Raw genomic sequence first — 22,780 nt, 5'->3', positions numbered from 1 at the left:
CATAGCGTTGCTTAGTATTAGTGTCGTTTATAGTGGAAAGTCTACCAAATTATTCTACAGCTGTCTACAGCTTTTTACACAAATTAATGTCATTCTTCCGCAGAAGCTGTCGGATCGACCCCAAGCCCTCTGAGCACAAATTCAGTAATGTCTGCGATCAGCGATTCGCTGTCCTGCTGTTCCTCGGTAAAGAGCGGACGGAAGTAATCCGACTTCTTGTGGAACAGGATGGCCCCCGTCATCGACATGAAGGTGTGATCGATCGAACGGAAGCGGAACACTCCCTGTTCCCTGCCTTCCAGGAGCAGATCCCGGACATAAGTCCACACAGGGAACGCATGCTTGCGGATAATATCAATTCTTGGCGACTGGAATACAATCTCCTGCTGCAGCAGGCTGATCAGCTCGGGCTCACGCAGCCTGGTGAGCGTTATCTCCCGCACAACCAGCTTGATCCCCGCAAGCGGAGTCAGCTTCTGCTCCAATACCTCCTGCACACGCTGGCCGGGAAAGAAGGCATCGAACAAGGCGCTGAACAGATTTTCCTTCCCGCCAAAATGATAGGATACGAGTGCAACGTTGACCTTTGCCTCTTCACAAATTTGCCGTACGCTTGTTCCATCATAGCCCTGACGGGCAAAGAGCTTCCTCGCTGCCAGCAGTATGCGCAGCTTCACATCCGTTTCTTCCGGGCACAATGTTATCCCCCCAATTCCTAGCTCGTGATGCCATTATGAGGCGAAGGCAGGAGGTCCGCAACCTCTTTGCCCACCTGGCCATCATAATGTCACATTCAGCTGTCAAGACTAGGCTGGCCGTGATGACGGCAAGCCTGCCTTTGCCCCGGCATTCCCTCTGCGCAGAGCAGTTGCCAGCGCGCTGACTGCCACTACCACCCCAAGCACATAGAGCAGGCCTAGCGCGGCATGTTCTATGCCAGGACCTCCGAACAGGATGTTCATGCTGCCTTCCACCGCATAGGTTGCCGGGAATATACTGCTGAGTCCCTGGTAAAAATCGGACAGCATCTCTCTCGGCATCATAGCTCCAGAAGACACGAGCTGAGCCGACAGCGTCAAGATGTTGAACAGCATACCAGCCATACCGAAGATGATCAGGAACATCTGGGCCACAAACATAAAGGTCAGCACAAACAGTGCCTGAAAGCCCCATAATGCCAGGAAGCCCTGTGCAGACTGCCCGCCAAGCGCAAGCACAAAGGCCGACCCGGCCAGTGATACGACAACGGCAGCCGCGACATTAATAACCACCCGGGCTCCAAATACCTGCCAGCGTCCTGCCTGGGCCCGCACGGCCAGTGAAGACAGATGCAGGTTCTGGGCCATGATCATCGCACCTACATAAGAAGCCAGCACCATCATCATCGGCACCATCTGATTGTTGATGCCCTGCACGGGGTTGGTCATCTGCATCTCGGACACCACCCGCTCAGACAGCGCAGCGCCTACTGCAGCCGCCTGCGCCTGCGGCATGTTAAGGCCCCCAAGCACATTCGCCGCGCCGCTTGCGACGGCCTGCTTATTGACGGTAGATGTAATCTGAGCCGCCATGCCCGACATCATCGTCTTGATCATCTGCGGGTTCGACTCATTAATCGTATAGTTCAGGACAGCCGTCTCCTCACCGCCCGTCACCTTCGCTGAGAAGCCGGCCGGAATATGTACGATCATCTGCAGCTCCCGCTCATTCAGCATCGTCTCCGCAGAAGAAAGCTCAGCCACCTCCCGCACCTGCACGGGCAGCGTTTGCTTTAAATTCTCTATAATCGTTGTGCCGAGCATCTCGTCCTCACTTACAACGCCGACTGTCAGGTTCTCCGTCCGGTCGGAAATTCCTGCATAACCAGTCATCCACACCACCGAGAAAATCAGCTGGAACAGCAGCGCTGTTGCAATTCCAATAATCGTTGTAGGCCGTTTAAAAAAAGCCTGCAGTGTCTTTCTCATCCTTCCACTCCTTCTCTGTATCTCTTGCAAACAATCGTTTAAAACATTTGTTCTAAACGATTGTTTAACACGGTCATTATAGACACTGCAGGCGTTACTGTCAATAACCGCCGGTTATTCACCTAAGACCGGGACAAATCCACGCCCTCCGCCGACTTGGAGCTTCCCGCTTGGAGCAGCCTCAGCCAGAGCATGAATACTACGCCAAGCAGCAGCCCTAGACCAAGGAAAAACTCCAGCGGCGATATAATCGCAAGACACCAGCTGAGCAGCACGGGACCAGCCGCCATGCCAATGTACCGGACAAAGTTATACCCGCCGATCGCACTGGCTCTGCTGTCTTCAAACTCACCTGCCATCATCGTGGCATAAAGCGGAGACAGAGCGCCAATGCAGATACCGATCACCACTAGAGCTGCTGACATCCCTGCAAGGGTCCATGAATGCGTAAGCGCAAAACCTGCGGATGCGAGAGCCAAGCCGGCATTAAAGAGCCAGCATAATTGGGGCAGGGGTCTACGAGTCTGCAAATATTTAAAAAGCAAACTGCCTGCCACTGTACTGCCTGCTGCCGGTACGTATAACAGACCTACAAGAGCCAGACTTAGCCGATAATGATCCGTCAGCACAACCGGTAGATAGACAAGAACCGCAAAATATATCAAAAAGGCCAGAAAGCCCAGTGTTAAAACGGCGCCCCCTGTCCTGTTTCTCATAATACTGCGATAATGGTTGATCATTGTATGGAGGTTCAGAGAGCGAGCAGCCGCTGGCTTATCCTTTGGAAAGAAAAGCAGGTTCATGGCGAGCAGCAGCACCGAGGTTCCTGCAAGAAACCAGAATATGCCCGAATAGCCCCATGCACCGCCCACAACACCGCCAATAACAGGAGCAATCGCAGGGGCTACCGACAGCAGCATCTGATAAGTGGCCATTGCCCTGCCGCGTTCGCTACCTGTAAACAGCTGTCCGATCGCGGCCGCTGCAATAACCGGAACGGCGGCTGTCCCAACAGCCTGCAGCGAACGAAATATAGTGAACAGTACAAAATTAGAGGTCAGCGCACAGCCGATACTGGCCCCAATGGCCAGCAATATTCCCGGAATAAGGACCTTCCTTGCCCCTTTCAAATCAATAAGAGGACCAAAGATCAGCTGCATGACCGCTGTAATAAAAATAAAAAGCGATACCGTTAAATTAACGCTGTGCAGGGAGACATCAAAAACATCACGGACTAGTGGTATAACCGGTGAATAGATATTTTGATTTAGCGATGCAAAAAATGCGCTTAAACTGACCACATAAAGCACATAGACAGCATGTGTACCCGCTTGTCTCACAACAGGTCACCTACCCTTTCGTATGCTCATTCTCACTCCGGATTGTCATATCTCGCATAAATTTTAATATCACGCTCAACTCCGCCTCTGAATAACCGTCAAGAAATGTGTAAAATTGCTCCTCCTTCTGCTTATGAACCTTCTCATGAAGCTCAAACACCTGCCTGCCCTTCGGAGTTAGCCGAAAATATACCTCCTTCTTGTTATCTGTCAGCTGAAACCGTCTGATGAAGCCTTCCTCCAGCAGCCTGGTGCTGATTTTAGTGATATTAGCCTTCGACAAATTCATCTTCCTTGCGATTGTGCTGCTGTTGATTGGCTCATGCCGTCCGATGCAATCCACAACATGAATACTTGTCATATTGCCGGGAAGTGTCTGTCTCTCCCCAATTGCCTCTTCCAAAAAAGAGCGGATGTCCGTGTCTGCTTTCTGCTCATTCAAATGGAGCAGCCTTAGGTATAGCTCATAAATCATCTGCTTGGCAGGATCATTCATGCATCTGCTCTCCTTCCGGTGTAGGTACCAGCGAAACAAGCCTTACTTATTGTTCACCTGTTAACAAAATGGATTTTACTACTTGTAATGTAAGCTGTCAATACAGGTACTTGGGTTCATTTCAATAAAAAATTACACCACATAATCAGCAACTAAGGGAATTCCCTGATTGACACTGGGAAATTTTAGGAATAGACTACAAATGGTTAACTGGTAAACAATAATCGCGATTATTGCTATTATCCCAGCACAAGAAAGGAGAATCCTACGATGTTATTGCCCAGAGTCCTGGCAGATAACCAGATTTTCAAGACCCAGCCGTTATCAAGTAACTGCAATGCCATCCTGCAGCGCCGTAAGCACATCCTTGTCGGTATCAGCCCGTTCAACAGCCGTTTCTCCGAGGCGTATATTTACAAGCTGATCGGCTGGGCGGTCCGGAGCTTTGATGCCGTGTCCGTCCTGCTCGCCGGCCGCGAGGCGGCCAACCTGCTTGAAGCGCTGGGTACGCCGCGCGGTAAAGCGGACGCGAAGGTTCGCAAGGAAGTGAGCCGCAACCGCCGCTTCGCACAACGGGCGCTGAGTGAACACGGGGCTGAGCCTCAAGCCATCCACACCTTTTCTGACTTTGGGGAACAAGCCGCTTACCGCAGTCTGCGCGAGGAAGTCGAAGCCTTATTCCACGATCAGCCAGCCTTTCGCAATGCATGCCTCTCGATGTCCCATACGGCCCTCCTGGGACGTGCACGCGGCGTTAATCAGGTACTCGAAGCAGTACATGAGGAAATGCTTGAACTGGCTGTGCAGTATGTGCTTGCGGAACTGCCGTTGTTTCTCGGCGGGGCTGATATATTGGGAATTGAAGAAACATTGCTCGCCTATCACCAGCCGTGGAAGCTCGGGGAACTGATTGCAGGGGGTGCCTTTCCCTTACAGATGAGGCCTAATCAGGGCTATCTGCTGGTTAGTGAACCCCATCAGGTATTACAGCAAGTTTAATCTCAAGGAGGAATCCATAATGAAAGCATCCATCCGATCATTCAGTGTATTGTCAGACGAATTTGCCCGGAACCCTTATGATTACTTTGCCTTTCTCCGCGAATCAGATCCGGTTCATTATGAAGAATCGGTGGACGGTTATTTTATCAGCCGTTATGAGGATGTCCGGTATGTCCTGCAGCATCCCGAAATTTTCACAACCAGGTCGCTCACCAAGCGTGCAGAGCCCGTGATGCGCGGTCCAGTTCTGGCCCAGATGAAAGGGAAGGAGCATACTGCCAAACGCCGGATCGTTATGCGGGGCTTCTCGGGACATACCCTTCGTGAGCACCAGATTCATCTGATCAAACACAACGCAGAACGTCTGCTGCTTCCGCATCTGGACAAAGGCCGGGTTGACCTGGTTAACGATTTTGGAAAAACATTCGCGGTATGTGTAACGATGGATATACTCGGTCTCGACAAGCGAGACCACCAGCAGATTCAAGATTGGCACAGTGGAGTAGCGGATTTTATCACTACCCTTAATCAGCCTATGGAAGCTCGCGCTTACTCTCTCTGGTGCAGTGAACAGCTGGCAAACTATCTTGCCCCCGTGATCAAAGAACGCCGGGCTCGTCCAGGACATGACCTTATATCCATGCTCTGTACAGCCGAATATGACGGGATGGCGATGTCGGACTCCGATATTCTCGCCTTAATTCTTAACGTACTTCTGGCGGCTACCGAGCCGGCCGATAAAACATTGGCCTTGCTGATCTATCACCTCCTTGATAACCCGGATCAGATGCAGGATGTGTTGGCCGACCGTTCACTGGTTCCCCGTGCCATTGCCGAAACACTGCGATTTAAACCGCCTGTTCAGCTGATACCGCGTCAGCTCGCACAAGACACCGAAATTGCAGGTGTGATTTTGCCGCAGGATACGATAATTTTCTGCATGATTGGGGCAGCGAACCGTGACCCGGCTGCGTTCGAACGTGCCGATGAATTCGATATCCATCGCTCCGATCTCGATCCCAAGAGCGCATTTACTGGAGCTGCACGCCACCTCGCCTTTGGTTCCGGCATGCATCATTGCCTAGGTGCCGAATTTGCCCGTGCCGAAATCGAGATTGTCGTAAACCTTGTGCTCGATCGTATGCAGAACATCCGGCTGGAAGACTCATTCGTCTACCGGGAAACCGGATTATATACCCGGGGCCCTGCTTCCCTGCCTGTACTTTTTGACCCTGTCACAGTGGATAGTCCCGCTTCCGGATTGTAGCAGCGTATATCCCCCTGTAAACAAGCAAAGCCGATGTTTCCCACGCGGGAAAATCGGCTTTGCTTTCAAAAAAAAGAACCGGCTGCCCGGTTCTCTATGGATCATTCCTATTAAAAATCAATCAATCCGACGCTGATCTGCAGCGATTCGTCCACCTTGCGCATCGTATCATCATCAAGATGCGTGATCTTGTCAGTCAGCCGCTGCTTGTCGATTGTGCGGATCTGTTCAAGCAAAATGACGGAATCACGGTCAAAGCCATGAGTTTCCGCGTCAATCTCGACATGCGTTGGCAGCTTCGCCTTCTGAATCTGCGCTGTAATAGCGGCTACGATAACTGTTGGGCTGAAGCGGTTGCCGATGTCGTTCTGAATAACGAGAACTGGCCGGACGCCTCCCTGCTCTGAGCCGACAACCGGTGATAAATCCGCAAAAAACACATCGCCGCGTTTTACAATCAAAGACTACACCCCGCTTACGAGACGACCGAGTGTGCCGTCGGCATCTTCCTCCGCTTGAAAGGCTTCCGAGGCCATATTCAAGTTAATCTTTGCCATCTCCAGATATCCGCGCTGCATCGATTCACGGATTTGCCGCCTCTTGCGTTCGATCAAATACAACTTCATAGCCTGACGGATAAATTCGCTGCGGTTGGAGTTCTCACGTGCAACGATACCGTCCACTTCCTGCAGCAAGTGATCCGGCAAACTGATCATGATACGTTTGGTATTCTGTATATTGGCCAAGAATAACGCACCTCCAAAGACATTTCCAGAAAAACACTATTACCATTATGTCCGTTTATTAGGCGACCTTATACACTATCATTTGTATGTGCGCCGTATGGATAATATGCTGCATTAACACACATACCCGGAGCATGACAGTGTCCTCTACCTGAATAAATTCGCGACGAACCGGCTAAATCCTCTTTAACTTGCTTAAAAAATGAGCTGGAAATAACATCCCTGCCCGTTCAGTCAGCCCAGCAGCGGGTTCGTCACCGCAACCGTCTGCCCGTTCCGTATATACACACGGGGTACACGGGCGGCCAACATGCACGTAATCTCATAGTTAATCGTTCCTAGGTCTCCGGCTAAATCCTCAGCGGTTATACTGGCGCCGCCCTGACTGCCGAGCAGCACAACCTCTTCGCCTGCCTGCACCGGGCCTGTCATGCCTCCTGCATCTGCAGCAGGATCCAGATGAATCATACACTGATCCATACAGATCGTCCCGAGCACCGGTACACGGACACCCCGGACTATCGCCTCGGCCCTGCCTGTCAGCATGCGGCTGAATCCGTCCGCATAGCCAATCGGCAGCGTGCCGATACGCTCCCCGCCCGCAGCCAGATACCGCGTGCCATAGCTGATTCCCCAGCCGGCCGGCACATGCTTCGTCATGACAATCTCCGTCTTGAGAGACATGACAGGCTGCAATGCGATCCGGTCCTTCATCACTTCATCTGACGGATATAAGCCGTACATGCCGATGCCCAGCCTCAGCATACCGTACGCCCACTCCGGCGTATCAATTCCCGCCGCGCTGTTGGCCGTATGAATGTGAGTGATGGGCAGCGAATGCCGCCGGACATAATCGACGATTTCACTGAAACGCTCGTACTGCAGTCTGGTATACGTCTTGTCCTGCTCATCCGCCTTCGCGAAGTGAGTGAACAGGCCTTCAACCTCAATCCCCGGTGTGCGGAGCGCCTGTTCAATAAATGCTGTCACTTCCTCGCCGGGCAGAACGCCCAGTCTTCCCATTCCTGTATCAACCTTGATATGAACCTTGAGCGGCTTGCCTGCTCCGGCGCTGCCAGCAGCAGCCTCCAGCGCGTCAACGCGGAAGAGAGCAACCGCGATGTTCAGCTCCCTCGCCAAAGCATACCCCGAAGGCGGCACATAACCGAGTACCAGAATCGGTGTATCAATGCCTGAGCGGCGGAGTTGAACAGCTTCATCCAGAAAAGCGACACCGAGATAGTCAACCCCTGCGGCTGCGGCTTCCCGGGCCGTCTCAACAGCTCCATGGCCATAGGCGTTTGCTTTGACAGATGCCATAAGCAACATCCCCGAAGGTATAGCGGACCTAAATGCCGTGATGTTGTTTCGCAGGGCATCCAAGGATATCTCTGCGCGCGTCGATCGATGATAAGCGTCCACTTTCCCTTTCACCTTCTCCTGTTCCATGAACCAATAGCATTATGGTAAACCGGGCGGGCTTACCCTGTCAATGAATGAATCCCTTCCGAATCGGAAAAAGCCCGGCAGTCAGCGAAAAATAAATAGGCCTGCAGGGTCCGTCTCACACGGATCAGCTGCAGGCCCGGCCGGGCTGACTGCTGTTATTTTCCCATTTCCTCCATTACCGACTGCGCTACCTTATACATCTCGGCCTCCGGCAGGGTTGCCGTTGTCAGCCGGTACTCATATCCATCATACGTCCATGCCAGCGTCCGCTGCTCCTCGCCCGCCAGAAGCCCCCACGTATGTCCCAGATCTATCCATGTCCCCTTCGGGTGGAACACTGCCTCGTCCTCAGGCATCGACTGGATCAGCGTGTAATCATAGGTTCCGCTATAGCGCTGCATTACGCCTTTGCCGCCGCCTATTGTAATGTCGCTCATCTCATGAAGGGAAACTCCCTCCGGAAAATAGCTCGGCGCCATCGTGACAAAGGTCATTGGCACTTCATCACCATTAGATGCAGCACCTTCCTTCTGTTCATCCCCTGGCTTGCCGCTGCCCGGCTCGGCCTCCCCGCCGGCGCCTTCGCCGTCTTCACTCTCCTCCGGCAGCTTGCCGTCAGTCTGCTCATCCGGCTGCGCCCCACTGTCCGGGCTGTCTGTCCCGAGCCCTTCTTCTTCGGCAGCCTGGTCCGGCTGAACGCCGGTCATGGCATCCTGGTTCTCCTGCGTCCCTTCGGCTTCATTCTCTACTCCGCCCTGTGCACCCATGTTTGCTTTCATATCGAAGGCATTCTTATCGAAGGCTACGTCAAATTCAAAGCTCTTGAAATCAACTTCGACCATAACCTTGGCGTTGGCATCGCTCACTTCCACGTGCTTAGGCTTGTAATTGGTCTTATCCAGCCAGATCTTCTGGCGCGCAAGCGACGCATTCCGGTAATTGGCCATCACGTCGAATACATACGACTCTTCATCCATAACAAATTGACGCTGATTGTCCTTCAGAATGCTCTGGATGAGCGTCTGATATAAGTAAACCTGCCCCTGATCCTGCGGCCAGTCGCTTTGGAAGCGGAAGCTCTTCTTCAGCTTCGGGGTCAGTACGAACACGCCATCGTCATTGCGAAGCACCACTTGTGTAATATCCTTCTTCTCATTCGTTAGGGCAATTCTGTAATACTGAGGCTGCTGATACCATACCTCTACCTGATAGTTAAGCGGCTGCTGGCCGGTATGCAGTGTCATTGTCCCGCTTCCCCGGTAGCTCTTCATGCTGCCCATCACCTTATCCAAATCCTTTACAACCGCTTCCGCATCCTTTGTCCCGCATCCCGCAACCACTACCGAGAAGCATACAATGATGGCCGCAAGCCACTTCATGCGACGCATGAGATCATCCCCTCTTCACAATGTTTTTCCAACTGATAACATGTCTATGAGGGTACTTGACCAATTATGCGGACTGGTTTGACAAGCGTGACGAGCAGGGTGCCAATTCGCGGTCAGCAGCACAAGCAGGCAGCGCCGAAGCGCTGCCTTAGATGGCGTCTTCATACGCTGCCTGCCAACCACTGTACATCTATAACATTTCATAAACCAGTAAATTACGGTACGGATACCGGCTGGACGAATATTGGAACAGCATCGCAATGCCGCAGTCCTCTATCGCAACCGACTTCAATGCCGGTGTGGGTATAAGACTGCGTACAAGGCCAGCCACCTCGCGGTTGTCACCAAGCCGAATTGCCTTGGCAAGCGCGGCCGCATAAGAGCGGCTGGCCGCCAGCTTGCGATAGAAGGGCAGAACAGCTCTGGCTATTGATCGGTGTACTCGCGTTTGAAATGTAAACCTTACGGTACCCGGCGGTATTGTTGTCCCGTTTGTCAAGAGCGCGTCGAATTCATCCGCCGGAAATGAAATAAAGTACCCGATCCCGTTCGTTCCAAGCCCCTGCTTCGCAGCCAGCGGCGACACAAGCTTAAGCAGCTTCTCCAGCCGCTTCAAATCAGCCCTAACGATAGCTCCCGACCACCTCCGGGCGTATCGTTCACTGCTTGCAACTGCACGGTAAAAGGGCACCATAGCGGCTGCCGCACTTCGCAGCGGAACCGGGCCCAGCCGCCGTTTGCGGCGGGGGCGGCATTTTCCTCTCCCAGTCCCCATTCCTATCACCTGCTTCCTAACCGGTCTTCACCTGGCAAGTATCTGGTTACAGTGTATGGCGGAACCTCCCGTACTTGTGCGGGCCCTCAGCCGCTGCGCGTCACATCCCGGACAAAATATGCGGCTGCCGCGCTTGGCTTCATTGTTCCACCAACGGTGTGTAGCCGGTTTTATAGACGAGATCCTGCCCTTGAGGAGACAAAATCCAGTTGATCAATCGTTCAATATTAGGGTTGTCCGAACCTGCCGTCACTGCGTAAAAGGACTTAGCCAGCGGGTACTCCCCGCTTCGGATCGTCTCGCGCGACGGGTTAACTCCGTCGACTGCCAACAGCCGTATGTCTCCATTCGAAGCCATCTCGGTCGCATAGAACAGGAAGGAATAACCGATGGCATTCGGATAATTGCGGTAGTCAGCCGTTTGCGTAATGATGTCTCCCATCCCGCCCGCAACGTCCTCGGTCGGCGGTTCCTCAATGGGTGTTTCCCCCATAAAGGATATGAGTATAGTCTGGCTGCCGCTGTTCTCTGGCCTTTGAAAGGCGCGGATCTCCCTGCTGTCTCCGCCCACCTCCGACCAGTTGTTTACCCTGCCTGAGTAAATATCACGAAGCTGTGAGCTTGACAAGCCCATTACAGGATTATCTGCATGTACAAAAAAGACAAATGCCTCCTTACCGATGGGCGTCAGCTTCAACTCCACCCCCTTCTCGGCCGCTGCAGCCAGCTGTTCCTCAGACGGCTGAGCCGCAAATACGATGTCCACCTCGCCCTCAATCAGGCGATCGTAGGCCTGCCTGGTCGTTGTCGAGCTAACAATACTGTCATAGGGACTGTATTCCCCCTCAGGGTATACAGCTTGCGCAAAAGCTGCATAGAGCGGGTAAAGCGCTGTTGCGCCGTCCAGGCGAGGCAGCTGTTCGCGAAGCGCGAGCACCGCTGGCTCAGCGAGCCGGGCGGCTTTGCTGCCATCCGTAAATGGGGCGTACTGGCCAAGTACCAGAGAATCCTCGTTAATTGTCGGTATGCTGCGTATATACTGGCTGCGAAGCTCATAGGCAGCAGCCGTTGCCAGGAACAGCAGCACGGACACCGAAACAACTTGCCAGAAACGCCGTCTTCCCGCCACGCCAAAATATTTCCATAAGACCAACACAGCCACCCAGCCTGCCAGAACCATACAGAAAGGCCGGTAAAACACTGCACCCGGCATAAAACTGATGATTATCACCGCGAAGAAGCCCGCCCCAATGATCAGGGCCAGCAGGAAAAGCGCCTTGGCTGTTTTTTCAATCACTCCGATATCCCCCTCTTAATAGATGCCGCCTACTCAGCTTCATTATAGGGCCCCTCTTCGGGACCCGTCCCTTAAGTTCAGCTAAAAAAAGAAGCTGTCACCCCATCTTCATGGGCAACAGCTTCTTCTCTATATGAACAACCTTGGCAATTCTGAGGAGTTAACCTATCCGAGCTTTGTAATCGTTTGCTGAATTGCTTGGCACCGTTACCTCAGGTTGGACTGAACCTCCTGCAGCAGCTGAGCGGAAGGCATGCCATTGAAATTTTTTGGGATAATTCGTTGACGGGACTTGGTATTCAGCATCTCATCCAGATCATTGGTTACATCGGTTTCCCCGGTCAGAATAATCTCTTCCCACTTTTGCTTCCGGTTATGAGATTCCAGCACGGGTACGAAATCCTTCAGCCAACGCTGACGATTAACATCAAGCTTCTTATCGTACTGATCCCTGTGGTTGGCGCTTGAAGCCAGTATGCCTGCATGGCCAAGGCCCTTCTTCTGCCTCCACCGGTCCTGCTGCAAATCCCATTCATAATGCCATTCATCCACAATTTCACCAAGGGACGTTGAAATGACCGATACCCCCTCGCTGCCGGCCTGCACAAGACCAGCAGGCGGATAGCTCTTCAGCATCTCCTGCAGCTCCTGCATATGAGGACGGTCCTCCCAATAGAATGCATCCGGCGTTGGCACCTGCACTGTTTCTACAACAGTGAATTGACCCGACGAGCAGGCAAAGAGCAGCAGACCTTTCTTCAGATCGCCGCGCATTTCCTCTACAGCCCGTTCAACCGACGGCCGCAGATTATCGAACATCTGCACCTGTTCTTCACCGCCTTCAGCTTCCGCATACTCACGAAGACGCTTCATTCCGCTCTTGAATTTAATCTTCCATGACTGAGGACGGTTCCGGTCCGGCTCCGTGTTGAGGTACATACTGAGGACACGGTGTCCGGATTCAGCACAATAGTCTTCCAGCTCTTTCACATGTCGTTCTAATTTCGTAAAAGACATAGGATGGAACACCTCCTTGCTTTCCCTGTACCCGTCCCCCGGCGTAATGAAACGATAACCCGCTCCGCAGCTCCTTCTGCCGATCACCCCTCGAGCTTCGCCAATTCCTCAAGCAGCGCCCCCCGTGAGAAGTGCTCGCCGATAAACACAGCCACATCGTGGACATCGCCCTGCGGGTTAATCTTGATGAAATCGGACTCACGGAATGCATACTGGAACAGAAACCTGCTCGGCGCATCCCGGAATGTCAGAATGCCCTTCGCCCGGTATATATTCTCAGGAAGCTTCTGCAGAAAAAGTTCAAATGCTTTGCTGTCCACCGGCCGATTAAAATAATAGGTGACCGCCATCACATGGTCATGGCTCTCATGCTTTGAAACCTGACGGGACTCTGGCTCGTCATCATTATGATGGTCACAGCCGTGTGGGTGTTCCTGGCCAGTATGCCTGCAGCCATGCGAATGCTCATGGGGCGTTCCGCCATCTGAAGCTGTCGACGCATGCCCAGCTGCAGCCCTGTTAACTACAGGCGCTCCAGCCGCAAGCTGCTCAAGGTCGGCTGCGCAGCGTATCGTTGCCGTGAGCGGCGCGTATGAGTTCCACTCCCGGATGGTCTGCTCGGCCAGCACTAATTCTTCCGGTTCGAGCTTGTCCGCCTTGTTTAGAATCAATCTTGTCGCGCAGCGGATTTGCTCGCGCATCAGCTTGAAGGTGCGGTCTTTGGACCGCTTCTGCCTGTCGATTAGAACCGGCCCGTCCACGACCGTAATGATCGAGCGAAGCTCGGTTCGGGTATACATGGCGGCTTCAGTCACTCCGTCAATAATTTCAAGCGGGTTGGCGGCCCCCGTCGATTCAATCAGAATAACATCCGGATGATGTTCATCTATTAGGGTCTTTATTTCCAGCGTCAGGTCGCCGCGAATCGTACAGCAGATGCAGCCGCCCAGCATTTCGGTCATTGCCACATCACTGCCGAGTATTTGCCCGTCGAGATTGACTTCTCCAAGCTCATTCATCACGATGGCCGGCTTGCAGCCCATTTCCTTGTAATAATCGGCCATACGGGTCAGCAGTGTTGTTTTGCCACTGCCGAGAAATCCGCTTAATATATGTATAGGAATTAGCTTTGCTGCTGTTTCATACTGAGTCACGGACGTTCAACCTTTCCTTCTGTAAAGTTTGTTTAAAGTCCCGGTATTTTGCTGCAGAATCATGTAGAATGATAGGAAGAATATTAGGAATGGAGTAGTACCCTGCATGAAGCTCACTAAACGCGCCAAATATTATATGATCCAACTATTCCGCCAAAATAAAGGGCCTCACGCCGTCTCACTCGGATTTATCGTCGGCTTCTTCCCGTGCTGGTACCCTACCTTTGGCATCGGACCCGCTTTGTCAGTCGGGCTTGCCAAGCTGATGAAGGGCAATGTGCCGACTGCCCTGATCGCAGCAGCAATCGGTTCCGTAGCCTGGCCGCTGCTGTTTCTTCTGAATGTTCAGAGCGGACCGCTGGTACGCAGCCTGTTCCATACAGCGCCGCTGGAAGAAGCGGTGCATAACCCGGCTGCAGAAGCCTCATACGACGGAGTATTCGGCCCGCTTATCAACGGAGTGCTGCACTGGATTCGCGAGGTAGGCTTTGATATCTTCATCGGCGGCACCTTGAACAGTCTTATCTTCTCGGTGATCGGATATTTCATTCTGCGGATCATCTTCTCGAAATACCGGCTGAAAATTCTTCAGAAAATTAGAGGCAAACGCAAAGCCGCCACCCGCTCCAACCAGATTTAGAACGAATGTAAAGTTTACGATTTGGTAAAACGACCTGCCGATCGCAAAATATCACTGAATGCTTCACTGTTGTAACAAAACAGCCCCTGCTTAGGGGCTGTTCGTGTTCATTGCTCTAGATCCCCGGTATCGGCTCACGCTTGTGCGCCGTAATCAGGTACTTCTTCTCCAGCTTCTGTCGGACGGCAGGATCAATCTCCTTGCCTTCCAGATAGTCGCTGTTGTCATCATACTTAATGCCGAGCTCACCCTCGTCGGTCTGGCCTTCCCACAGCCCTGCGGTCGGCGCCTTGTCCAATATCGGCTGCGGCACACCAAGAGCAGCTGCTAGCTGTCTCACCTGACGCTTGTTAAGCGAGCTGAGCGGCGTAATATCTACAGCGCCGTCGCCCCACTTCGTATAGAAGCCGGTAACGGCCTCGGATGCATGGTCTGTCCCGACAACGAGCAGGTTCAGGTCAAATGCGAGCGCATATTGAACTACCATCCGCATGCGCGCTTTAACATTGCCTTTGCCCTCGCGGCTTATGTGACGAGGATTACCCATGTTCTTATAGGCATGCTCAACCTCAAGAGCCACTTCATTAACGGCATCCTCAATATTTGTCTCAGCCTGGTACTTCAGATCGAATGCCTTGGCTACGGCATAGCTGTCGGCAATATCCGATTGCTCACCATATGGCTGATACACACCAAGCGTAATATATTCCTTGCCGCTCTCCTGCGACAGCTCATCGGTCGCCCGCTTGCACAGTCCCGCGGCTACCGCACTGTCGATTCCGCCGCTGATTGCAATCAGCAGTCCTGAAGTGTTGGAGCCCTTCACATAGTCCTTCAGAAAATCAACCCGTTTACGGATTTCTTCCTCAACTTTAATCTCGGGCTTAACGCCCAGTTTAGCAATAATCTCCTGCTGCAAGCTCATGTCCGTTCCCCTCCCCTTATCGGCAGAATCGGTCAAAGGCACTTGTCAAATCCGCTGCAATCTCCTGAGCCGAGCGGTTCTCAATCTGGTGGCGTTCAATGAAATGGACCAGCTCGCCATCCTTGATCAGCGCAATGGATGGTGAAGAAGGCGGATACGGCGCGAAATATTCACGTGCCTTTGCCGTTGCTTCCTTGTCTTGACCGGCGAATACGGTAAAGAGATGATCAGGCGTAATATCATGCTGCAGGGCTTCCGCCACGCCCGGACGGCACTGGCCTGCCGCACAGCCGCACACGGAATTTACAACGACAAGCGCTGTTCCCTTGGCATTTGGCAGACGCTCTTCCACTTCCTCCGGCGTACGCAGCTCCTGGATGCCAAGACGCGTCAAATCCTCCCGCATCGGCTGTACCATATCCATCATGTATCGTTCAAATGACATCGACATACGTAATCACTCCTCTACCCCTATCAGATTTGGTTCTATTATACATTCGGATATTGGTGAAAGCAAAGCCGCATGCCGCCACCTATTACTTAACCTTATATATAGAGAAACAACCGGTAGACAGCTCCCGGTTGTTAGTCATCCCTCATCACTTGGTCTTTACACCCGATCTCCGGACGGCGAGCCTCATATGAGGTGCTCAGCTCCGGATGCATATAGATGCCCGATTGAGGCCGTATCCCCTTCTCGAACAGCTGCCGGTTCTCCTCTGTCTGGAAACCGATGTCCTTGAACGGGTGAACCCACTCCTCACCGCTCATCACTGCTGGATCTGTTTCTGCTGACCAGTGATTGAGCGGGGATTGCGGGGAATCATAATCATGATCGCCGATCACAACGCCCTGTGAATTAAGGAACGGGCCGCGGGGACCCCGGTTCATCCTGTAGTCAGGCAAGAAGTCAATCTCATACGGGTCGAGCTCTGGATCATCCTTGAAAGCACTGCTCTTTCCGGCAGCCGCTTCTTCCGCAGCAGCCGGAGAAGCATGACAATTATCACGCGGAACACCTGGCATCGGACTATCCTCCCGTCAAACAGACGGACGGTTTGGCCCATCCAGCTTCTTGTCGAATGCGGGGTTCTCCGGCTGGACGGACTGGTTGCCGCGGCTGCCGCTTTTACTTGGACCCTTGTAAGTTTCCGAGTCGCGCTCACGATTCTTGGACATGTATACCGCCTCCTTCCGAGGCTAGTATGTGCAGAGTTTCGCCGCACTATCCTGCATGCTGTCCCGTTCGCTGCGGCAAGGAATCGCTTCCCTCCTCGCTGCGGAAGGTCACGACAAAGGTTGTTCCCCTGCCTTCTTCCGACACTACCTTAATGGAGCCATTGTGTCTCTCTGCAATACTCAGACATAAGGGCAGGCCAAGCCCGGTTCCACGCGTCTTCGTTGTATAAAAGGGCTCGAAGAGCCGCTCAAGCTGGTCAGCCGGGATACCGGCACCATTATCCTCGACTTGAAGCTCCATGACGCCATCCTTACAGCTGGTGCGGATAACCAGCTTGCCCTTCTCCCCCATGGCTTCCATGCCATTGCGGGCGAGATTAAGAATTAACTGCTTGATTTCCTTCTCGTTCATCTCCATGAAAGGCATATCGCTGCAAAAGTCAAACTCAATAACTTGTCCCCTTAAATTTGCATCCGCCCACAGGAGCGGACTAAGCATATTCAGTACATTATGAAGGGATTGGCTTTCCTTCTCAATCACGCGATTTTGGGCAAGTGACAGAAAATCGTTAATGATGCTGTTGGCCCGGTCCAGTTCATCCATAATGATCCTGTAGTACTCATGCTGCCCTTCCGAGCTCCGTTCATGCATCAGCTGTACAAATCCCCGGATAACAGCCATCGGATTCCGGATTTCATGAGTGATGCTCGCTGCCATCTGTCCTACCAGACTAAGTCTCTCTACACGTGATATCTCGTCCTTCAGATGGCTCACTTCTGTAATATCGTGAATGATGACAGCGGCTCCGATAATATCTCGGCTGACATCATCGCGTATATTAAACGCCGTCCTTACTAGCACCCGCTGCTCTTCCCGCGTGATATCCGGGGCAAGTTTCCCTCCGCACAGCACCTCATTGAGTAGATCCCGCACCGTGGAAGCCTCTTCCCTGAATGCCATGTCTTCAATCTGGCCGCCAATCAGGGAGGCGCGTCCTGCGCTTTCCGGTTTATCGCTCATATAGCGGACAGCCTGCTCGTTAATGTGTGTTATGACTCCTGTCCGGTCTACAATAACAACTCCGAGCGGCGTCAGATCAATGAACTGCTGCAGCTTCTGCACCTCATTGCGGTAGTCCTGTGATACGAGCGTCAGACGGTGATGCATCCTCTGCTTTTCCATTGTACCTTCAATGAGCATAATGGAAACCCAGAGCAAGGCGGCTGAACCCGCTGCATACAGCATGGTCGTCATGACAGCAGCCGTTGTAAAGCCCATCAAAAGGCTGCTCTCAAGCAAAGAAAGTGTTGAAATTTTCAAAAAAATCATAAAACTTACTGCCGTCATAGCCCGCTGCTTCATGGTTCGTCCGCTCTTGTGAAACCGCCTTCTGCACATGATCAGCGCAGGAACTAGAAGAATTGCGAACACCGCCATTCCGGCATAATCCCACAATCCAGCCAGCTCTGGAAGCCACATGACAGCATATAAGACTGTCAGCAGCACAGCACCTGCAGGCCCCCCATAGAGAGCTCCAATAATATAAGGGATGTAACGGTTGTCCAGTACCAGGCCAAATACAATATCTTTGGAAAAGTGCACGCACAGGATTAGCGTAAGAATGGCAAACAGCGGCAGGAAAACCGGAATCCCCTTGCGTCTGCCAGGCCGGTCATACCAGATCTGAAATGCAAAAACAGGAACAAGAGATAATAACAATTGCAACAGGATATGCTCCAGCACGGATTTCAGCTCTCCCCCATTCCTTAAGCCTTACTACTTCCGATTAAATCATAGACACCCATTTTTTACAATCCGGATGAACACCCTTCAGCAGACAGCAAGCCGCAAAAAAAAAGCAGGCTGTAGAAGCGATATCGCTTCTAGCCCGCTCTATTGGTCAGCTGCACAAGCCGGTTCAGCCATTCAATCAGGATACTGGTAAAGCGTTCCTTCTCCCGGTCATGATGAAGCTCATGGAAGCCGCCTTCAAGCGCCACAAACTGGCACTCACCCTTCACTCTCTCCGCTGCCTCGCGGCTCGCTGCATAAGATGTAACGGTATCGGCCGTACCGTGAAGATGCAGCAGCGGAACCTTCAAATCCGCCATGTAAGAGATGGAGCGCCGTCCTTCCTCGGTTAAGGAGAAATACAAGGCCGCTGAAATCCGGTTATGCAGCAGCTTATCCTCCCAATCCTTCTTAATCTGATTATCATTGCGGTACAACGCACCCGCTTCCAGCTGTGTAGCCAGGGTTAGAGACGGCAGCAGTCTGGCCAGCACCTGTCCGAGCATGACCTTGTGGCGGGGAGGATCAAACCCCAGCTTTAGCCAAGGGCTGGAGAGCACCAGTCCGGTAATGGCAGGACGGTAGCGAAGGGCGCAGCTCAGCGCAACGTTGCCTCCCATACTGTGGCCATACAGGAAGACCGGCAGCCCTTCATAGATGGCCTGTGTATATTCAATCGTTCTGGCTGCATCCTCAGCAAGCCTCAATACCGATTCTGCATGCCCCCTCTTCCCGGGTGTGCGGCCGTGTCCCCTCTGATCAGGCGCAAGGATGGCATATCCTTGTCCCGCTAGCCGCCCGGCAAGCTCTTCATAGCGCCCGCCATGCTCACCCATTCCATGAAGCAGGCAGATAGCGCCTGCCACCTCACGGTCGGCCGGAGAATAGTGTGTCGCGTGCAGCTCAATTCCGTCTGACATGGCCAGCTTGATCGTGTCCAACTGTATGGCCTGCATCTGTCACTCCTCCTGTCACAGCAATATATTGACCTCGAACCTTCGAACCTTGATAATCGCTAGCGGTCTGCCAGCAGCTTCTCAAGCTCTGCCAAATCCGTAATGACCGCGACCGGCTTCGGTTCTGCAGGCTGCGGCAGTCCCTTGCGGTTCATCCAGACAGCCTGCATTCCCTGGCGCATCGGCCCCTCTACATCGTTCTGCCACGAGTCGCCGACAAACAGCACCTCCTCCGGCCGGACGCCGAATGCCCTGGCAGGAATCAAATAAGAATCCGGGGTGGGCTTGGCCGCCCCCATCGCATCCGAGATGAACACATTCTCTTGTGTGAACAAGGTATCGAGTCCCATCCTGTTCAGCTTATTGAATTGATCCTCGGTTGTGCCATTGGTCACAATACCGAGCGGATAAGTCCCCGCTAGACGCTGCAGCTTGGCAATGAGGGACGTGTCGTGCGGAATATGGGGAGCACGGACGGACCAATACCAGCGTTCAAAGGCATCCGCCTCCTCAGGGCCCGTATCGACACCAACCGCGGCTAATGTATCGATAAACCGGTGCCTGCGGAATTCACTGCCGTCCAGCCGGCCTTCCAGCCACTCAATATGGTACAGTTCGTCCTTCTCCAGGAACACCGGGAACAGAACCTCCAGGTCGATCCCCGCCGTCAGCGGAAAGGTACGAAAGGTTTCCTGCATGCTGACTGTCCAATAATCGTCAAAATGAAGCAGTGTGTCGTCCAAATCAAATAGGATGATGCGTACTGGTTCCATAGGCCACCTCTTCTGGTTCGTCTGTTATTATTATTTATCAGGAGGCCCCCTTATGGCAAACCCCCGTTCATTGTCCCGCTGGGAGTGAGTTGTCTTCGTTCCGATCATAATGATATGATCTGCATGACTCTAATGAAAAGGAAGATGACAGTTGCATTACGACGTGATCGTGATTGGCGGAGGCTCTTCCGGGCTCATGGCATGCGTCTCGGCAAGCAGGCTTGGTGCCAAGGTCCTGCTCGTGGACAAAGGGGACAAGCTGGGGCGCAAGCTTGGCATATCGGGCGGCGGCCGCTGCAATGTGACGAACGCCAAGGATCTGGATGAACTCATCAAACATATACCCGGCAACGGCCGTTTTCTCCATAGTGCACTTGCAGTGTTCAGCAACAGGGATATCATTGATTTCTTCGAAGGAATGGGAATCAGGCTGAAGGAGGAAGACAACGGCAGGATGTTCCCGGTATCTGACAAAGCAAAGACCGTTGTCGATGCTCTCGTTAACAAGGTCCGCTCGCAGCAGGTTGAGATCAGGGTGAATTCTCCTGTCCACGATGTCCTGTACAATGACGGACGGGTAACCGGTGTGCGGCTTAAGAACGGGGAGACACTGACCTGCGGAGCTGTCATTATTGCGGTCGGCGGCAAATCGGTGCCGCATACAGGCTCAACAGGAGACGGCTATGCCTGGGCTGAGAACGCGGGTCATACGATCACGGAGCTGTATCCTACAGAGGTTCCGCTGACCTCCAATGAGCCTTTCATCCGCAGCAAGGAGCTCCAGGGCTTGTCACTGCGTGATGTGGCGTTAACGGTCTGGAATCCGAAGGGGAAGCCTGTTATCAAGCATGAAGGCGACATGATTTTTACTCATTTCGGTCTATCAGGCCCAATCGTTCTGCGCTGCAGCCAGTACGTCGTAAAGGCGCGCAAGCAGTTCAAGGTGCCGACCGTAACGCTCACGATTGACCTTAAGCCGCAGCAGGGAGTTGATGAAGTCTACTCCCATACCTACGCGCTGTGCCGGGACGAGCCCAAGAAGGCTGTCAAGAACGTTCTCAAAACCTATCTTCCCGAGCGTATGCTTCCTCTCATCATGAAGCTTGCCGGCGTCAAGGAAGATATAACTTATGACAATATTTCCAAGCAGGCCTGGAACGAGCTGGCCAAATTAACCAAAGCTTTTCCCGTAGAGATCAACGGCACCTTATCCATCGAGGAAGCCTTCGTAACCGGCGGCGGCGTCAATATCAAGGAAGTTGATCCAAGGACCATGCAGTCCAAGCTGATGGACGGCCTGTACTTTTGCGGAGAGGTGCTTGACATTCACGGCTATACCGGAGGCTACAACATTACAGCCGCCTTCTCCACCGGCTTCACGGCCGGCAAGTGCGCGGCTGAGCGGGTCAAGGGCCTGCAGTAATTATGAAGGGGCGCTACTGCATACTGCAGAACCGCCCCTTGTTGTGTTTTACACATCTGCTTATTTGACGATCATGACTGGACAGCTGGCACGCTTGGCAACCTTGTGACTGACACTTCCGAGCACCAGCTCCTGCAGAGCGTTCAGCCCCCTGCTTCCGAGAACGATAAGATCCGCCTCATTCTCGTTAGCGTACTTCACAATGGCTGGCCCCGGCTCCCCGTGCAGAATTTTCGTATCATAGGTCACGCCCGCTTGAATTGCTTTCGTCTCCACCGCCGCCACACGCTGCTTCCGGATATCGCTCCGGTCCAGCGCATTCCAGTGGTGAATCACATCAGCCTTTGCATGCTCGGCATCAAATACATATAAGATTTCCAGCACTGCTGCAGGAATAGCGGAAGCAATGGCGACTGCATGGTCGGCCGCACGCAGCGAGTGTTCCGAGCCATCCGCCGCTATTAGAATTTTCTTATACATGGCAAATTCACTCCTCCTTTATAAGCTGGCATGAAGTATTCCCTGCCCTTATAATACACGTATTACTCTCGCCCCCCCAAAAAACGGCGTCACCGAGCTGCCGAGTTGACCTGGCAGCCCCCCAGCCTTATCCATCGCAGCGCAAACCATTACACATCCGGAGGCGGTTCAACGCATGAGACTAATCAAGGAATTCATACATAAGGACCTGGCAAGCCTGGAAGGAGCGGTCTTCCACCGCCGGGCGGCAAGAGCCATTATACTGCGCGGCAGCGACATCCTCCTGCTGTATACGAAGCGGTACAACGATTACAGCTTTCCCGGAGGCGGCTTGGAGGCCGATGAAGACCTCATAGCCGGACTAGAGCGGGAAATCGCTGAGGAAACAGGCGCCAGCGGCATCACCATCCTGCAGGAGTTCGGAATGACGGAAGAATACAGGCCCTATCATAAATCCGAATACGATCTTGTGCATATGCTGTCCTATTATTATGTCTGTAAGGCAGATGAGCAGCTTGGCGAAGCGCAGATGGAGGACTACGAGGTGGCTAACGGCATGTCCGCGGTCTGGATTCCCGTCCATGAAGCAATCCGGCATAACCGCTTAGTCATGAATAATCAAGAGGCCTCCATGGGCCTCTCCATTGAACGGGAAACCTGCGTGCTCGAGCTGGTTGCCGAGGAGCTTCTTCCCGCGAACACGCTATAGGGCGTGAA

25 protein-coding genes are annotated in these 22,780 nt (G+C 53.0%); 5 read left to right on the top strand and 20 right to left on the bottom strand.

Annotated features, from left to right (window positions below):
- Window positions 1–89: 89 nt before the first annotated feature.
- The 4 genes from DNH61_RS14270 to DNH61_RS14255 form a co-directional block, all read right to left on the bottom strand.
- Window positions 90–698, bottom strand: a complete 609-nt coding sequence (locus DNH61_RS14270; protein WP_181438712.1) for a TetR family transcriptional regulator — start codon at window positions 696–698, stop codon at window positions 90–92.
- A gap of 108 nt (window positions 699–806) precedes the next feature.
- The gene (locus tag DNH61_RS14265; protein ID WP_111147308.1) at window positions 807–1,967 is read right to left on the bottom strand and encodes a YhgE/Pip domain-containing protein; all 1,161 of its coding nucleotides are present in this window, start codon (window positions 1,965–1,967) and stop codon (window positions 807–809) included.
- 122 nt (window positions 1,968–2,089) lie between these two features.
- Window positions 2,090–3,307 (bottom strand): MFS transporter, encoded by a 1,218-nt coding sequence (locus tag DNH61_RS14260; RefSeq protein ID WP_111147307.1) that lies wholly within the window; start codon window positions 3,305–3,307, stop codon window positions 2,090–2,092.
- A 10-nt stretch (window positions 3,308–3,317) separates the two neighbouring features.
- Window positions 3,318–3,803 (bottom strand): MarR family transcriptional regulator, encoded by a 486-nt coding sequence (locus DNH61_RS14255; protein WP_111147306.1) that lies wholly within the window; start codon window positions 3,801–3,803, stop codon window positions 3,318–3,320.
- A gap of 270 nt (window positions 3,804–4,073) precedes the next feature.
- Between DNH61_RS14255 and DNH61_RS14250 the strand changes: the two genes are divergently transcribed.
- Together DNH61_RS14250 and cypX are read left to right on the top strand one after the other, a co-directional pair.
- Complete coding sequence (locus DNH61_RS14250) at window positions 4,074–4,802, top strand: tRNA-dependent cyclodipeptide synthase (protein ID WP_111147305.1); 729 nt, start codon at window positions 4,074–4,076, stop codon at window positions 4,800–4,802.
- Between the two features lie 19 nt (window positions 4,803–4,821).
- Window positions 4,822–6,069 (top strand): pulcherriminic acid synthase, encoded by a 1,248-nt coding sequence (gene cypX / locus DNH61_RS14245; RefSeq protein WP_111147304.1) that lies wholly within the window; start codon window positions 4,822–4,824, stop codon window positions 6,067–6,069.
- A 110-nt stretch (window positions 6,070–6,179) separates the two neighbouring features.
- Here the strand turns inward: cypX and DNH61_RS14240 are convergent, their stop codons facing one another.
- The 8 genes from DNH61_RS14240 to DNH61_RS14205 form a co-directional block, all read right to left on the bottom strand.
- Window positions 6,180–6,530 (bottom strand): type II toxin-antitoxin system PemK/MazF family toxin, encoded by a 351-nt coding sequence (locus tag DNH61_RS14240; RefSeq protein ID WP_111147303.1) that lies wholly within the window; start codon window positions 6,528–6,530, stop codon window positions 6,180–6,182.
- A 3-nt stretch (window positions 6,531–6,533) separates the two neighbouring features.
- The gene (locus DNH61_RS14235) at window positions 6,534–6,815 is read right to left on the bottom strand and encodes a CopG family ribbon-helix-helix protein (protein ID WP_111147302.1); all 282 of its coding nucleotides are present in this window, start codon (window positions 6,813–6,815) and stop codon (window positions 6,534–6,536) included.
- A gap of 234 nt (window positions 6,816–7,049) precedes the next feature.
- Window positions 7,050–8,237 (bottom strand): alanine racemase, encoded by a 1,188-nt coding sequence (gene alr / locus DNH61_RS14230; RefSeq protein WP_111147301.1) that lies wholly within the window; start codon window positions 8,235–8,237, stop codon window positions 7,050–7,052.
- Between the two features lie 182 nt (window positions 8,238–8,419).
- Window positions 8,420–9,652 (bottom strand): DUF4367 domain-containing protein, encoded by a 1,233-nt coding sequence (locus DNH61_RS14225; protein ID WP_111147300.1) that lies wholly within the window; start codon window positions 9,650–9,652, stop codon window positions 8,420–8,422.
- Window positions 9,653–9,842: 190 nt separating this feature from the next.
- Entirely contained in the window at window positions 9,843–10,427 is a 585-nt protein-coding gene (locus DNH61_RS14220) for a hypothetical protein (protein WP_111147299.1), read from the bottom strand.
- 139 nt (window positions 10,428–10,566) lie between these two features.
- Window positions 10,567–11,724, bottom strand: coding sequence for a PstS family phosphate ABC transporter substrate-binding protein (locus tag DNH61_RS14215; RefSeq protein WP_245948176.1), 1,158 nt, complete (start codon window positions 11,722–11,724; stop codon window positions 10,567–10,569).
- A 207-nt stretch (window positions 11,725–11,931) separates the two neighbouring features.
- The gene (locus tag DNH61_RS14210) at window positions 11,932–12,741 is read right to left on the bottom strand and encodes a VLRF1 family aeRF1-type release factor (protein WP_111147298.1); all 810 of its coding nucleotides are present in this window, start codon (window positions 12,739–12,741) and stop codon (window positions 11,932–11,934) included.
- Window positions 12,742–12,824: 83 nt separating this feature from the next.
- Window positions 12,825–13,895 (bottom strand): CobW family GTP-binding protein, encoded by a 1,071-nt coding sequence (locus DNH61_RS14205; RefSeq protein ID WP_245948175.1) that lies wholly within the window; start codon window positions 13,893–13,895, stop codon window positions 12,825–12,827.
- A gap of 106 nt (window positions 13,896–14,001) precedes the next feature.
- Here DNH61_RS14205 and DNH61_RS14200 point away from each other — a divergent pair, with 106 nt between their 5' ends.
- Window positions 14,002–14,535, top strand: a complete 534-nt coding sequence (locus DNH61_RS14200) for a DUF2062 domain-containing protein (protein WP_111147297.1) — start codon at window positions 14,002–14,004, stop codon at window positions 14,533–14,535.
- A gap of 115 nt (window positions 14,536–14,650) precedes the next feature.
- On the opposite strand, the gene nadE is transcribed toward DNH61_RS14200, so the two are convergent.
- The 7 genes from nadE to DNH61_RS14170 form a co-directional block, all read right to left on the bottom strand.
- Window positions 14,651–15,460 (bottom strand): ammonia-dependent NAD(+) synthetase, encoded by an 810-nt coding sequence (nadE, locus tag DNH61_RS14195; RefSeq protein WP_111147296.1) that lies wholly within the window; start codon window positions 15,458–15,460, stop codon window positions 14,651–14,653.
- A 16-nt stretch (window positions 15,461–15,476) separates the two neighbouring features.
- On the bottom strand, window positions 15,477–15,911 hold the full coding sequence (locus DNH61_RS14190) for a BrxA/BrxB family bacilliredoxin (RefSeq protein ID WP_111147295.1): 435 nt from the start codon (window positions 15,909–15,911) through the stop codon (window positions 15,477–15,479).
- A gap of 134 nt (window positions 15,912–16,045) precedes the next feature.
- Window positions 16,046–16,486, bottom strand: coding sequence for a DUF3905 domain-containing protein (locus tag DNH61_RS14185; RefSeq protein WP_111147294.1), 441 nt, complete (start codon window positions 16,484–16,486; stop codon window positions 16,046–16,048).
- A gap of 15 nt (window positions 16,487–16,501) precedes the next feature.
- A complete protein-coding gene (locus tag DNH61_RS26415; protein WP_181438711.1) occupies window positions 16,502–16,639 on the bottom strand; it encodes a hypothetical protein in 138 nt (45 codons plus the stop codon).
- Between the two features lie 46 nt (window positions 16,640–16,685).
- On the bottom strand, window positions 16,686–18,365 hold the full coding sequence (locus DNH61_RS14180; protein ID WP_146241019.1) for an ATP-binding protein: 1,680 nt from the start codon (window positions 18,363–18,365) through the stop codon (window positions 16,686–16,688).
- A gap of 158 nt (window positions 18,366–18,523) precedes the next feature.
- On the bottom strand, window positions 18,524–19,387 hold the full coding sequence (locus DNH61_RS14175) for an alpha/beta hydrolase (RefSeq protein ID WP_111147292.1): 864 nt from the start codon (window positions 19,385–19,387) through the stop codon (window positions 18,524–18,526).
- Between the two features lie 59 nt (window positions 19,388–19,446).
- Window positions 19,447–20,160, bottom strand: coding sequence for an HAD family hydrolase (locus tag DNH61_RS14170; RefSeq protein WP_111147291.1), 714 nt, complete (start codon window positions 20,158–20,160; stop codon window positions 19,447–19,449).
- A gap of 151 nt (window positions 20,161–20,311) precedes the next feature.
- On the opposite strand from DNH61_RS14170, the gene DNH61_RS14165 reads away from it, so the two are divergent.
- Window positions 20,312–21,583 carry a BaiN/RdsA family NAD(P)/FAD-dependent oxidoreductase gene (locus DNH61_RS14165; RefSeq protein ID WP_111147290.1) on the top strand — a complete coding sequence of 424 codons (1,272 nt, stop codon included), beginning with the start codon at window positions 20,312–20,314 and terminating at the stop codon, window positions 21,581–21,583.
- Between the two features lie 60 nt (window positions 21,584–21,643).
- Here the strand turns inward: DNH61_RS14165 and DNH61_RS14160 are convergent, their stop codons facing one another.
- On the bottom strand, window positions 21,644–22,063 hold the full coding sequence (locus DNH61_RS14160; protein ID WP_111147289.1) for a universal stress protein: 420 nt from the start codon (window positions 22,061–22,063) through the stop codon (window positions 21,644–21,646).
- Window positions 22,064–22,238: 175 nt separating this feature from the next.
- Between DNH61_RS14160 and DNH61_RS14155 the strand changes: the two genes are divergently transcribed.
- Entirely contained in the window at window positions 22,239–22,772 is a 534-nt protein-coding gene (locus DNH61_RS14155) for an NUDIX hydrolase (RefSeq protein ID WP_111147288.1), read from the top strand.
- Window positions 22,773–22,780: the final 8 nt, after the last annotated feature.

This window comes from Paenibacillus sambharensis (assembly GCF_003233845.1).
Classification (GTDB): domain Bacteria; phylum Bacillota; class Bacilli; order Paenibacillales; family Paenibacillaceae; genus Paenibacillus_I; species Paenibacillus_I sambharensis.
Note: the sequence above shows the minus strand (reverse complement) of the source record. Positions and strands in the feature narration are given on the sequence as shown.